This is a genomic window from Paraburkholderia sp. Cy-641 (genome assembly GCF_011752945.1).
GTDB lineage: Bacteria > Pseudomonadota > Gammaproteobacteria > Burkholderiales > Burkholderiaceae > Paraburkholderia.
The window spans coordinates 133,501-146,849 of the sequence record NZ_VWWM01000008.1 but is presented as its reverse complement, the minus strand read 5'-3'; the positions used below and the strand labels follow the sequence as shown (position 1 = coordinate 146,849).

Genomic DNA, 13,349 nt, shown 5'->3' with positions numbered 1-13,349 from the left:
CGCAGATCGCCCAATGAAAAGCTCATGCGCGGCGTGCGTGACGGTATTGTGGCCGACCCGACGCTGCCCAAAAGTCAATACCGTCACCCAATACCGACAGGGAGTAGTGACCAGGCGTCTGCGCCGCCAACCTCCCGGCTCTCTATGGTCTTAACTCCGGCCACACAGGGCGCCCAAATGTAAAATGCCGAGCGCATAATCGACTGCGCTCGAAGAACAACCAAGTGGAGCCTGAATCAGTAAGCTCGCCGGACGCCGGTGACGAAAACATTACCGCTGTCAGCAAACGCGTCGCGGCGCCATGAATTCCAGATCTCGACATAGTCGAAGCCCGCGTCCCTGGTCAATTCGGCGATGATGTTTGCGTTCGCGACATTCAGCTGATGGGTCTCATTGAATGACTCACCAGTACTCGCGCAATTAAATGCGTAGTTAGCAGACAGTGCATCAGCTCGTGTGGCATCGGACTGGAATCTGAAGCGGAGCCTCACGTCATCCGCCAGCCCGGTCGGCCCAATCTCCCGATCCTCTGCCCATTCGGCGGGGAGATTCGGCCCATGAGCAACCTGCAGCAACAGGCGACCGCCGGGAACGAGCGATTCGTTCATTCTTGCAATCGTTGCCCTAAGCTCGCCGACGTTCCTGCAATAGTGGACACACCACGACAGCGACACCACGATATCGTAGCAATCGCGGGTCGCCAGATCCTGCATACGCTGAACCCAAACTGACGACTCCCGTAACCGTTTCCTGGCGACGTCAATCATGTACGCCGAGGCATCGAATCCAACAGCATCGAAGCCCGCAACTTGTGCCTTCTCGACCAGGACGCCGGTGCCACAGCCGACATCAAGAAGGCGAGCTCCTTGACCGAAATGTGCGGCGAGCGACAACACGAGCTCATGGTCCCGGAAGTAATGATCAGGCGGAGTGTGAAAATCGTACCAACCCGCGAAACTGTCGAAGAGCTTGTGCATCTCAATTGAAGAAAGAAGTGAGTCCAGTGAACTCCTTCGCGATCAACGGAAGAATCTGGGAGCGCAGATCAGCGTCAGCCGGTTCGCCAAGGCGGCATTCAGACTTCTCGATCGGGCCTATACAGTGCAGCACTCGCTGCAGCTCGCGCTCCTGTCGCGGCCCCAACGCACGCAGCTTCTTCAAGGCCCCAAAAATCTCACGCGCTCGGCCATCCCGAGTCCAATGGTAGATAGACCGTCCAGCAACTGGGAGCAACCTCGAGTAAGCCGAGAGGCCACTTCCGTCGCACATAGGACAGCTACGCTGCTCAGCCTCAACCGAGCGGCGCGACTCATCGGCACCTCGTGACGATACGAGTTCTCCGACAAGTCCATCCCAGCTGAGCCAGTGATTTACCTCCGTACCGTCGATGTCCTTGCCACGCTTGAGGAACGTACCCAAGCCTGGCCGAATCCAGTAACCCCAGAGAACGGTTTGCTTTTGCTCGTCGGACATTTTGCTCCAACCCACGTTGCTCCACATGCCTTCTTCCTGCATGCGACGAAAGAACGGAGTGAGGATAGCTCGTCGAAAGCCCTTGAGTTTCACGGCTAGCTCCGGAGCCAGAAAATCATCGTCAAACACCGTTGCTCTTGGATTGCCTATGACGGTCTTTTCCTTTAGCCCAAGGACGGTTCCGCGCCCTTTGCACATAGGGCAACACCCGAGCGCGCTAGAGCGGACAAAGTGCTCAGTGCGATGCCGGCGCGGCCCCGCAAGTCCCTGCTCGAAGTCGATGAGCCGGGCCGTTGCGCTCGCAAGCGATTTTCCGGAGGCATCAATCAAGTCGACAAAGCCGCTTCCAAGCGCCCACGCATCCCGCAAAGCTACCATCCTCTCGGACGCGACCGTGCCGGATACGCGCAACCGCTTGCCGGACACGCGCAGGCCTAAAGGTCCATTTACATCCCCCCTGAAATCGTCCAGCCCCATCGCTTTTGCTTCAAGGCGGGCACGCGCAATGACGGATGCTGGGACTGTCTTGCCCCAGACCGAAACAGCCTCAAGTAACGGGTTGACATGCAGGCTCGCAGTAGGATTCTGTTCCCAAACCCGCAGCAGCTCCTCCAGCATCGAAACCGGCCGCGGGAGCATATCCAGAACAATCGATACGAGAGAATGGTCAAGGCCGCCGAGCTCTAATGGGCGGGACTGAGTGTCGACTCGTTCGAAGATCGCACCGAGCTGCGAGGTCCGCCCTTCATCGGGCGGGGCGACGTCGTCGCCAAGTATCTGCCGAATCTCTTGTCTAGCCGCTAATGCCTCGGAGAGTGACTGGGGTGCGCCAGCATCAATGTTCCGACGTGCAGCAGCCTTCAACTTTGTCCCCGACGGGTTCTTCAGCGCCCACCCCGTAGCGGTATCGCCCGCGCGGATTTCGTCCGGTGTTCCTTGCGAAACAACGAAGCCTCCTTCGGGGCCACCGCCGGGACCGAACTCGACCAGATAATCACACTCCGCCAGCAGCATAGGGTCATGCTCAACCGCGACAACGGTATTTTTTCCGTTGCCCACGAGGTGGCGAAGGGCACGATACAGGCGTTCCACATCAAGAGGATGCAGGCCACATGCCGGCTCATCGAGGACGAACACTGTACCCGCGCTTCCATCTACCGTGATCGCTCTCGACAATCTAAGTCGTTGCACTTCGCCGCCACTGAGCGTTCCGAGACTGCGTCCCAGCGAAAGGTGACCAATACCCAGTTCGATAAGTGAATGCACGAGATCTGAGGAGAGCCAGGGAAAAGATAGTCCGCGCAAGTCCGACAGCGTCAGATCCAACCACTCCGACATATTCAGGCCGGCAACCCGAACAGACAAAGCGTCGTATTCGAATCGAAGTCCGCCACACGTGGAGCAAGGCCCCCCGTCGGTGGCGACGCCCAAGCCCAGACATGACTGGCAGCGGCCGCGCCCTGAGTTCGTTCCAAAATCCGTTGCTGCAAGACCGAGACTACGCGCCTGCTCCGTTGACGCAAACTCGCGGCGTAAATGCTCCGCAAGTCCAAGGTACGTTCCTACGAGGCTTCGAGATTGTCCTGGCGGGGTTATCTGGTCGAGCGCAATGAGCGCCTTGACGTGCTTACTTCCGTTGCATGCCTTCCATCGCCCACCCAGCACACGGAAATCACTGGTATCAACGGCGGACTCGGGCAATTGTTCGCGCAGGGCTGGGACGAGTACGCCTCTGACAAAGCTCGACTTTCCGGAGCCCGACACACCGGCTATGCAGGTGAAGGTCCCCAGCGGAATGCGCACATCCTGTTCTCGCACAGTATTCGCGGAGGCCCCTACGATCTCGAGGAAAGTCGCCTTTCCGTTTGAAACGATGTCGCTTGGCCCACTGCGCAAATTTTGCGGGACCCCATCCAAATCAGGTGCGACCACGCGGCCGCCGCCCACACCACTTCCCGGTCCGAGCTGAATGACCTGCTGCGCATGCTGCACCAGACGCATGCGATGTTCGCTCATCAGCACGGTATGGGAGCGGGCTGCATCACCAATTTCCTGCGCCAGATACGCCAAGTCAGCTTCATGAAGCCCTCGACCCGGTTCGTCGAGCACAAGCAGGAGCCCCGCCAGTCGACTGTTCAGCACGCTGGCGAGCTTGATCCGGCGCGACTCCCCATCGCTGACATTAAGGAGACTACGATTGCCCGACAGATGTCCAAGTCCGACATTGGCAAAGGACTGGGCGATATGCCCGACGGTGTCAATAAGTGCGCCTAGTTCCTGGCCGTCTCTCCGGCCCCCTCCCTCCTGTTGTGCAGCTTCACGCCATTTCGGCGCCAACTGCACGAGTTCAGAAAACGGCGCTGCGAGCACCTCATCTATCGAAAATCCGCCGACACGCAAAGCGCGTGTCTCAAAGCGCCAACGACTGCCTGCGCACGCAGGGCAATCACCAACTGATACGAATCGCTTGAGAGCAGTTGCGCTCGAGGACTGCCGCCCGATTCGTTCGAGAATGGCCATACGGAAACCGTCAAAAGCGTGTGGTCCACTCGCCTTCTTGCCGCTTTTGGGATCAATATCGACAACCGCCTCGGTGCTTCCGTTCAGAATGAGATCCTTCGCGGACTGAGGAAGTCGCTTCCAAGGAATGTCCGGATCGAATCCTTCGCGCCCCCGTAAGCCCTCGATCGTTGCATGCTGGATATTGACGTAGCGGTAGTTCTTTTCCGTCCAGAGCGCAAATGCCCCTTCGTGCATCGATCTCTCTGAATGGTCAACAAGCAGCTCTTGCTGCACATCGGTTGCGACACCCAGGCCATTGCAGGTTCGGCACGCACCGCTATCCTCGTGCCTTGGCGCATTGAAGGAGAACAGGTGAGCATCAGCCACCCGAAACACCTCTGCCACCTTGGGGTGCACACGATGACGACGCGAATCCAGTCCGTGCGAAAAGGCTCGGGCAAGTGCCGGGTTCTCTGAATCGGGCATCTCGACAAAGACGGCCCCACCGCCAGCCCGCCAGGCGGTTTGCAGGAGACGCAGCAGCGATTGCGCGCCCGCTTTTCCGATGCGGGCCTCGCCGACCTTCGCTTCAATCGTATGCTTGACGTCCACCCGAAGCCCTTTAAATCGGGCGGTCGAAACACTCGTTCCAGTCTCAGCCTTTTTTCCCTTGTCCGTTTCGCTATAGACGACTGCTTCAACAATACCTGAATCGGCCAATGCCTTGACTGCGGAAACGCCGTCCGTGCGGCTTTGATAGACCGGCACAGCCCAGACGATGGCCTTTCCGGTCATGTGTTCGGTGAGCCATTGCGCAATGATCTCGGGTGTAGGCTCAGGCACATGCGCCCCAATCTTTGAGGAAAAGGGCGAACTGAACCTGACGAAGATGCGGCGCAACACGCGCAATAGCGCCGACGATGTTGCCACTGTATTGCGTGTCGTCGCCTGAAATGAACGCTGCGCTACAACCACGAGCGGCGGGGTAGCGCCGACGAATGCCGGGACATCGACCGCTCCCACGGCGCCCGGAATTCCCAGAAACCGACGTGTTCTTTCGGCTGCGACGGTTGCAATCGTGCCGTCAACGAGTGAGCTCTTCCCCGAACCGGACACTCCGACGACGGCGGTAACTGCGTTCGCGGGAATCGTGACGCTGACATCCTGCAGGTTATTGGTCGCAGCACCCACCACGTCAATGGAGTGGTCTTTGTTCATACTGGCTCATCGTACGCATGGAACACGCTGACACGGCGCGACTGGAATTCAGACGGAAACTCCTGAAATCGCACCGTACAAGCCCCTCTCTGATGCAACGCTCGCTTGTTACTGACCAGAAGCAGCTCTCCCGGCTCCAGGTTGATTGGGGCGGAGACGTCCAGTGCAGCTTGATGAATCGCTGCGAGGTGTTCCGGCAGGCTCGCCGGATTGCATCCGAGATGCTTCTGTGCCGCGAGGAGGCTTTCGGGGTGAAACCGGACGAGTCCGTCGGCAACCATCGCGCCTTGCCAGCCCGATGGCGATGTCTCGTTCACCATCGTAACCGTCTCGTAGAGCAAGAACTTCGCTGCGTCTTCATCGGTCTTCCATAGCCGGTCGGCCAGATCCTGTAGCCTCGCCACTCGCAACTGCCCGTACTCCGGTGCGCCTGGGTCAGGGTCGAGACACTGCATCGCCGTCACAGCCGGCGGCACCTCTGAGGTATTCAGGTCAGTGTGAAAGAACCCTGACGCCAGCGTGTGTGATAGCGCCTTTGTCCAAGGAGACATACGGAAGTGCTTGACGATCTTCCCGCCGCGATAGCGTTTGAGATCCGTGAAGCACAAACTTGCGAAAAGAAGTCCAGTTATCCCGTCTGGGCATTTCGGCAAACGACGAATCACGACATGATCGTTTACACGCCATGCTTCCCTGACTCGATCTCGGACGGGCTGAAGGGCAACGTAGCGCCGGTCGAACTCTAACCCTCCACGTTGAACCACGCCCTCGAGAGCATCGAGCTCAGTGAAGTCGCCCCGAAGTTCGTTGATGAGATCAATCTCTTGTTGCGTGAGGACGATTTCTGGAATGAAGGTCACGTTTGAGTCAAGCGGAAGAGTAGCTTGTGGCGAAACTGATGGTCGAGAAGCGCGCCCACGCTCGGATATCCGAATACTCCGTCGGTAGGGTCGTACGTCGCCCATCCGCTTTCGCGCAACGGGCGTACAGCCGGTACCAAGCCGTGGACTCCGGCCGCTTTCATGAAAGCAAGTGGCTCGTGGGTGTAGACTTGCTTGTTATCTCGTTCAAACGTCGCACGCCACGTTAACCACGTAGGATTCTCTGCGTGACAGCCTGAAACAACGTACGCGCGACCACCAGGCGCGAGGGTCCTCGCAATGTTGGCGGCCATGGCATCGAGATCCTGAACCACGAACAACACCTCGTGACAAACGATGAGGTCCATCGCGCGGTCTGGCACGAGCTTCCATTGCTCGGGACTAAGCATACGCACGCTGCCAGCGAGGGTCGCGAGACGCAGTTGAGCCCGCGCACGAGCGGCACCGATTGGCTCGATGCCCCAAAGGTCTTGCGCGCCCCACAGCTCTGCGATCCGGGCGAGCAACCCTCCCCGATGACAACCGATGTCCAACACCCTTTGCGGCGGCCGGACAAAACCGTCCCGTCGTATGTTGTCGAGCATCGCCTCCCAGAACACATGGTTCCGGGATTCGAGGAGGTCGTCGTCGCCCGAATCAGCGAAAAACGACGATTCAACCGCCATCCCTGAACCTTATCAAGGGCAGCGTTGCGGGCGGCAGGCGCGCGCGTGTGCATCCCCCGCCGTCGGGTCGATGCCGAAGTGGCGAATAAAGAGATCTACCGTATCGGTAAAAGCCTTATCCAGATCCGCCTTGTCTTCGGGCCCGCGCATTCCGAAATACGGATAGTGATGCAGCATTTCGCCAAACAGTGCCTCGCAGTCGGCTGCGTACTTGCGCGTGTCGAGAATGTGCGCATGCCAGAACTCGTCGACCGGGCCGTTCGGACAGAGCTTGCGTTCCGGATAGCGGATGTTCAGCGCAAGGAACTTGCGATAAAGATCCTCTGCGTCTGCGCACGTTTCGGCAGTCCAGCCATGCTCCTCAATCAACTTGCGGCACTGCATCGTGAAGTCGATGCTTGCAACGCGTTCCATCGCAAGCTCGATCTCGGCGTCCTTGCAAACAAGGCTCTGCGCTTCCTCGTATGTTGTCAATTGCCCCATTTGTGCAGTCATGCTACTCCTCGTTTTTTGCTATTTTTAAGACGATCAAGTGTACAACGGGTACACCTCGATTGCTAACTTCTTTAGCAGCGCAATGACGCTTGAAACCGCAACGTCCAGGTGCCCGTATCGCTTGCAACGAACGAGGCGCGCTCCCCAGGAAATGACTCAGCGCAAACTATCCAAATAGCATCGAATCTGGGAGAGCGTCTGAGAAAAAACCTTACTGCTTCTCGGTCTGCGAATCAGTAGCAAGCAATGGCTTCGAACCCATCGCCCCCAAAAACTGCCCAATGCGTTCTCCGTATAAATGGCGAAGGCAGTCAACGTCCTTATCGCACATTCGCCGAGCCAGTACCCAGTCAGACTCAGACTGCTTCAGAGCCTGCGGGTCCGAGATAGTCTTCATCGCCGCAGCGTACAACCGACTCAACTGTCGATCCATAGCCGCCAGCCCTGCGTCACCGCAAATCGCAATTTCATCGTCGTGAGTTGCCCGCCTACAATCAAAGCTTGTCAGAAACGTCTGCGACTGGCTTGTCGGCATAGCACTGCCATTAGAAACGCTGCCGTTTTGCGGAGGTTGTGCCGGATTGCCCCTTTCTGCGAGAGTTGTATCAGAATTCAAGATTCGCTCATTTGACGACAGCACATCGGGGCTCTGCTGAAAGGTTTGTGTCGCGCTTGGGTCCAGCTTTACCACAGCAGCCGGTGACGGGCTTGCATCGCTGGCAGCAGCCTGGACAGATTCCGGAGCAGCCGCGCTCTGGCTTTCGACGGCGGCGGCAGGCGATGCTCCCTCTTTCGAATCAAGAAAACTGTTGATAGCCGCTCCGACGATGCAGATGCCAATGCCGTAAAGCAAAACCTTACCTGCGCGGCCAAAATTTCTGGTATCAGGTTCGTTGTTCTTATAGCCTGTCTTGTATCGCCGATCCACCTTGCGGGTGTCGACAAAGCCTCCAACGCCGACCAAGGCAGTGAGTACACCAACTACCATCAGGCCACTTCCCAATGCTGCCATGCTATTCCCCAATAGCACGTTGAGCGTGCTAATAACTGGTCTTGTGCTTTCTTGTGCGTGCAAAGTGCATCGGTGCTGGACCACCTACCCTCACTACACGCGGATCGCGCAGTATAGCTAATGCTCGAATTTGCTACGAAACCCTTCAAAGTGCCGCCAAGCGATTCGCTGCGAACCCCTCAAAGCATTGGAATCGCTCCTGCGATATAGGCGGATACTTCTGACATTCGCTTTGCGCCGCCTGCTCGTACACCTGCTCTGACGCCGCAAGCTCGGGTGAACCAGCCGCCCCACCGGCAGCTTTCAGGCGTCTCAGATAACGGCTATGTTCTGCCGCCTGCGCACTAGTCCGCTTGTATTCTAACGATGGATTCACCTTCGTTAGAGAAGAAATAATTGTTGTTGCGCCAGTAAGCGTGCCACTGAAATTTCCAGTGCAATATAAAAGGGTCGTGGGGCGATTGGCCGCCAACAGGTACGCGTAAATGCAAGACTGTTGGCGCGAAGATGCGAACTCCGGTGGACCCGATGCGGCTCCCTGAATCGCAATCGCGCCGGGAATATCCGCTTGAGGAACGATTTCAGCATCCGTGAAAGCCGCGCTCGTCACACGATTCGCCTCGTTCCCGAGTTGTCGGGTCAGTACGTCAGCAGGCAACGCACGCAGCGATTGAATTTCTTCTTCGAACCATGTCGCAGGCACAAATCGGTCTCGCTGTGTAACTACGCGCACCTGCCAGTGAGGGTCATCAGCCCCCGCCTCTGAGGGCTGACAGATACTGACTTCGTCTTCGGTAGGCCCCGGCCGTATACATTTTGCATTTCCCGGCAACACAGGCAGCGTCGCGCGCAGCCGCAATGAGCCAATACTCAAAGTTTGTAACTTCCAGACGACAGGTCTGGCAGCGTTTGCTTTTGGCTGTTGAGTCGCGGTCGCCGGCGCACTCGCAATCTCTGGAGAGGGAGCCGCGCCGCTCGGCGTAGTCCTGTTTGTCCCGGAAATGAGCACGCCCGCCGCGACAGCAACCAGCAAACTAAAGTACGCCGGGGCTTTACTTGCGGACATGTTTCTTGGATTATTATTGCCTCAAGAACGAATACTAACGCGCGGTTTCGAGGATAGCTAGCACTGCGCAGCGAGAAGACCATGAACGAACACAACGACTTCGCCACCCAGATAGCGTTCGGCACAGATAACTTTGCCGAAAACCCCGAACAACGATGCCCCTGCGTTTTGGTTCTGGATCGCTCCGGCTCGATGGCCGGCGACGCGATTGCCCAACTGAACGCGGGATTGGTAACGTTCAAGGACGAACTGGCAGCCGATTCGCTCGCGATGAAGCGCGTTGACACGGCGATTGTCAGCTTCGGCCCCGCCACACTGGAAATGCCATTTCATACCGCTCCGAACTTCTTCCCGCCGACGTTGACGGCACAAGGTGATACGCCGATGGGGTCGGCAATCAACCTCGCACTGGACACGCTTGAGGCACGCAAGGCTGAGTACAAGGCTAACGGCATTTCGTACTACCGTCCTTGGGTATTCTTGATTACGGACGGCGGCCCGACTGACTCGTGGCAGGCAGCAGCGGCGCGCGTTCGCGAGGGCGAAGCTTCGAAGAAATTTGCGTTCTTCGCCGTGGGCATCCAGGGTGCAAATATGGACGTTTTGGCCCAGATTTCGACGCGCCAACCAGTTTCCCTGCAAGGTCTCAAATTCCGCGAACTCTTCAAGTGGCTGTCGTCCTCTATGGGCGCTGTCTCCCGCTCTACTCCGGGCACCGAAGTCCCGCTTGCGTTGCCTACTGGCTGGGCGTCCGTGTGAACTGGGCGGTCATTGGCGCTTCAGTCGTCGGTAGCTCCCACAGCCATAGCTCGGACCCGTGCCAAGACAGTTGCTTCTACCATGTAACCGTTGACGCCACTGGTGCCAGTTATCTGGTTGCTTTGGCTGCCGACGGTGCAGGTAGCGCGAAATTCGGCGAAATCGGCTCCGAGATTGCATGCGAGACCGGCGGACAGACCCTCCTCGCCAAAGTCGAAAGATCGGGCGAGGGAGCATTTTCCCCGTCGCTGGCATCAAGCGTCCTCGATGCCGTACGAGCGAAGATAGAAAGTGCCGCCACGGAACGAGGGGCCACGACGCGCGACCTTGCCTGCACTCTGCTCGGCGCGATTATTGGACCGACCCAAGCGACGTACTTCCAAGTTGGCGACGGAGCAATCGTTGCGCGTCGTGACGACGCCTTGTCGCCCGTTTTTTGGCCGGAGTCCGGCGAATACGCCAACATGACGTACTTCGTGACCGACGCAAACGCCGCCGAGCATCTTCGCTGCGAAACTCGTGACACAACAGACGAAGTCGCATTGTTTACGGACGGATTGCAGCGACTAGCGCTTGTTTTCGCAACGCAAACGGTACACGAGCCGTTTTTTCAGCCGATGTTCAGGGCTCTCCGAGCCTCTTCGGATGACCAGACCGACGAGCTTTGCGCTGCACTCAAGCGTTTTCTGGCTGGCGACGCGATTAACGAACGCACGGACGACGACAAGACGTTGATTCTTGCTACGCGAATGTCAGGAGCAGGCAGTGTCGGCGGCGTTTGATGAGCAGGGTAACCAGCTTCAACTCGGCAAGAAGCTCGGCGAAGGCGGTGAAGGCGCTGTATTCGACGCCATGCATAATGGTGAAAACGTTGCTGCGAAAATATATCTGCACGCACTCCCCTCCGAGCGCCAGGCAAAGCTTCGCGCGATGGCGCAAGTCGGCGACTCCTATCTCAAACAGATATCCGCATGGCCAATCAGCGTCCTGCTTTCAAAGCGCCCGGGCCCTGTCAACGGCTTCACCATGCCGAAGTTCTCCGGCTACCACCCGGTACACGAGCTGTACGGCGTTGGGAGTCGTCGTCACCAATTTCCGAAGGCTGACTTCGCGTTCCTCGTCGGAACGGCGCGTAACGTAGCGGCGGCGTTTGATGCGATACATGCCCACGGCCATGCCATTGGCGACGTCAATGAAAACAACATTATTGTCAGCCATCAAGCGACCGTCAAACTGCTCGACTGTGACTCGTTTCACGTCAATACGTCGTCCGCAAGCTACCCTTGCACGGTAGGCGTTCCCCATTACACGCCACCTGAGCTTCAGGGGCTCAGTTCATTCCACGGAGTGACCCGAACGGCGAACCACGATAACTTCGGCCTCGCTGTCCTCATATTCCAGTTGCTCTTTATGGCTCGGCACCCGTTCTCGGGTGTTCCGAAGACACCCTATGACCTTCCGCTCGAACGGTCGATAAAAGAGTTCCGCTTTGCATACGGCCAAGACCATCTTGCCCGTATGAACGACATGCCGCCCAAGGCCCTAAGTTTGGACTATCTGCCGACCAAAATCGGCGACATGTTCTGGCGGGCCTTCACAGAGGTCGGCGCGAAGTCCGGCCGACCGAAGGCTGCGGAATGGGTCAGCGCTCTTGAGGGACTGCTGCACTCTCTTCGCGCGTGCAGTGTTGAACCGAAGCACAAGTACCCTAATCATCTGCACACTTGCCTCTGGTGCGAGAGAGATAAAGCAGGAACGCCATACTTCACGCACGCAGCAGCAACGGGACCAAACATCAACTTTCAGACTGTCGGCGCCAATATTGCAGCGCTGTGGTCCCAGATCCAGACACTCGGCACATTACCAGCGCTCCCTGCATTCACGCCGCCACGACTTAACCCGACCGGCGCGCCAATTCCGGCGTCCGCCCGTAAAGGGGTATCGAACGTCACGTTAGCGTATGGGTTTATTTGCTTCGTCGCCTTTGCGCTGGCCCTAATAGCACCAAAGCTTTGGTGGCTGTGGCTGTTAGCAGGCGGATTTGCAATCAGGAGCGTCAACCCACTCTCCCCCGTCGAGCTAAATGCCCGCAAAACCAAAGTTGATGTCGCACAGCGGAATTACGATGGCATATTGCAGGAATATGAGCGCCTGCGAGCCGACCGACGCATTGGAGAGGTAATGCGAGACCTTAGCCAAATCAAAGCACAGATTGACGATCTCCCCCAAGCGCTGGCACGGGAGATAAAACAGCTGCACTCGACACTGCTTGCTCGTCAGTTGCACGATTACCTAGACCGGCACTTCATTCGTTCGGCCAAAATATCCGGCGTCGGTGAGCAGCGCAAACTGACTCTCGCATCCTTTGGCATAGAGACCGCCGCCGATATCACGCCATCGGCTATCGCAGCCGTCCCCGGCTTTGGCGCGGGACTGACTGCTAATTTGATGGGCTGGCGAAAGACCCTTGAACAACGGTTCGTCCCCTCAAACACTATCGCACCCAGTCCTCAGGACGTCAGCTCGGTGAACTCAAAGATTGCAGGTCTTCGAGCGCGCCTTGAGCAACAGCTTCGTGACGGTGCGACGCATCTTCAGAATGTACGCAACGAAATCGTCGCTCGACAGAACAATGCGACAGGCTCCCTGGAAGCGGCACATCAAGCGCTGGCGCAGGCCAAGGCCGACCTTGATGTCGTATTGAGGAAGCCATGACTGATACGCGGCGCCGTAGGATCTTCAAGCACTTGGGGGTACTCGCTCTATTGGTTGGCGGGTCCCATGCCATGGTAGGCCATGCACAGGACGCCACCAGGCAAGTGGAGCAGTTCTTAAACGCATTCCGTGGGAAAGCCGTTGGGCCGGTGACGCCGGCATCAACACAAATACCACCACCAAATCAGAACGTTGCGACAGCAAGCGGCTACTCCGCGACGCCACCTAAGGCAGCCGCGGCGGTGGCACCACCGAATTCCGTCGCCAGCACGTCTTCGTGCCCTCCGGGTGTTGACCGGCTCGGCTGTCCTAGTGCGTTACAGCAACCGTATCCCACGTACTGTCCTGCTGGAACGACGTTCGGCCCCAACGGTTGTGTGCCGTTGGCGATGCCCGCAAATGCACATCGCGTGTCGGACGATGGACAATGGCAATGTGACGACAACTATTTACGTTATGGAGCTGTCTGCATCCCCATTCAGTCATCTTCCTCGCACTAGAGCGTATGTTTAAGCGCGTTTAGCCGAACCTAGTATCGTGACAGGATGACAAAACGCAGGCCA

General features: G+C 57.7%; 10 protein-coding genes. 3 read left to right on the top strand and 7 right to left on the bottom strand.

From position 1 onward, the window contains the following. Window positions 1-236: 236 nt before the first annotated feature. The 7 genes from F3J20_RS06925 to F3J20_RS06895 all read right to left on the bottom strand — a co-directional run bounded on the left by F3J20_RS06925 (window position 237) and on the right by F3J20_RS06895 (window position 9,312). Window positions 237-977: a class I SAM-dependent methyltransferase gene (locus F3J20_RS06925; RefSeq protein WP_167282684.1), complete on the bottom strand. Its 741-nt coding sequence runs from the start codon at window positions 975-977 to the stop codon at window positions 237-239. 1 nt (window position 978) lies between these two features. Beyond that, window positions 979-5,193, bottom strand: a complete 4,215-nt coding sequence (locus F3J20_RS06920) for a hypothetical protein (RefSeq protein WP_167282682.1) — start codon at window positions 5,191-5,193, stop codon at window positions 979-981. Further along, window positions 5,190-6,053: a TauD/TfdA family dioxygenase gene (locus tag F3J20_RS06915; RefSeq protein WP_167282680.1), complete on the bottom strand. Its 864-nt coding sequence runs from the start codon at window positions 6,051-6,053 to the stop codon at window positions 5,190-5,192. Before F3J20_RS06915 ends, F3J20_RS06920 begins: the two co-directional genes overlap by 4 nt. After that, entirely contained in the window at window positions 6,050-6,739 is a 690-nt protein-coding gene (locus F3J20_RS06910) for a class I SAM-dependent methyltransferase (protein WP_167282678.1), read from the bottom strand. Before F3J20_RS06910 ends, F3J20_RS06915 begins: the two co-directional genes overlap by 4 nt. A gap of 12 nt (window positions 6,740-6,751) precedes the next feature. Beyond that, window positions 6,752-7,234 (bottom strand): hypothetical protein, encoded by a 483-nt coding sequence (locus F3J20_RS06905; RefSeq protein WP_167282676.1) that lies wholly within the window; start codon window positions 7,232-7,234, stop codon window positions 6,752-6,754. A gap of 211 nt (window positions 7,235-7,445) precedes the next feature. Then, window positions 7,446-8,246, bottom strand: a complete 801-nt coding sequence (locus F3J20_RS06900; protein WP_167282674.1) for a hypothetical protein — start codon at window positions 8,244-8,246, stop codon at window positions 7,446-7,448. A gap of 145 nt (window positions 8,247-8,391) precedes the next feature. Further along, window positions 8,392-9,312: a hypothetical protein gene (locus F3J20_RS06895; protein WP_167282672.1), complete on the bottom strand. Its 921-nt coding sequence runs from the start codon at window positions 9,310-9,312 to the stop codon at window positions 8,392-8,394. 81 nt (window positions 9,313-9,393) lie between these two features. On the opposite strand from F3J20_RS06895, the gene F3J20_RS06890 reads away from it, so the two are divergent. Genes F3J20_RS06890 through F3J20_RS06880 form a run of 3 tightly spaced genes read left to right on the top strand, consistent with a single transcriptional unit; the run spans window position 9,394 to window position 12,786 of the window. Continuing rightward, complete coding sequence (locus F3J20_RS06890; RefSeq protein ID WP_167282670.1) at window positions 9,394-10,071, top strand: VWA domain-containing protein; 678 nt, start codon at window positions 9,394-9,396, stop codon at window positions 10,069-10,071. Continuing rightward, window positions 10,068-10,853, top strand: coding sequence for a PP2C family serine/threonine-protein phosphatase (locus F3J20_RS06885; protein WP_167282668.1), 786 nt, complete (start codon window positions 10,068-10,070; stop codon window positions 10,851-10,853). The genes F3J20_RS06890 and F3J20_RS06885 overlap by 4 nt, the downstream gene beginning before the upstream one ends. After that, entirely contained in the window at window positions 10,837-12,786 is a 1,950-nt protein-coding gene (locus F3J20_RS06880) for a hypothetical protein (protein WP_167282666.1), read from the top strand. Before F3J20_RS06885 ends, F3J20_RS06880 begins: the two co-directional genes overlap by 17 nt. Window positions 12,787-13,349 lie beyond the last annotated feature (563 nt).

Excerpts from the sequence above, each read along its gene's own strand:
- F3J20_RS06925 (WP_167282684.1), bottom strand. The coding sequence starts at position 977 with ATGCACAAGCTCTTCGACAGTTTCGCGGGTTGGTACGATTTTCACACT.
- F3J20_RS06920 (WP_167282682.1), bottom strand. The coding sequence starts at position 5,193 with ATGAACAAAGACCACTCCATTGACGTGGTGGGTGCTGCGACCAATAAC.
- F3J20_RS06910 (WP_167282678.1), bottom strand. The coding sequence starts at position 6,739 with ATGGCGGTTGAATCGTCGTTTTTCGCTGATTCGGGCGACGACGACCTC.
- F3J20_RS06905 (WP_167282676.1), bottom strand. The coding sequence starts at position 7,234 with ATGACTGCACAAATGGGGCAATTGACAACATACGAGGAAGCGCAGAGC.
- F3J20_RS06900 (WP_167282674.1), bottom strand. The coding sequence starts at position 8,246 with ATGGCAGCATTGGGAAGTGGCCTGATGGTAGTTGGTGTACTCACTGCC.
- F3J20_RS06895 (WP_167282672.1), bottom strand. The coding sequence starts at position 9,312 with ATGTCCGCAAGTAAAGCCCCGGCGTACTTTAGTTTGCTGGTTGCTGTC.
- F3J20_RS06890 (WP_167282670.1), top strand. The coding sequence starts at position 9,394 with ATGAACGAACACAACGACTTCGCCACCCAGATAGCGTTCGGCACAGAT.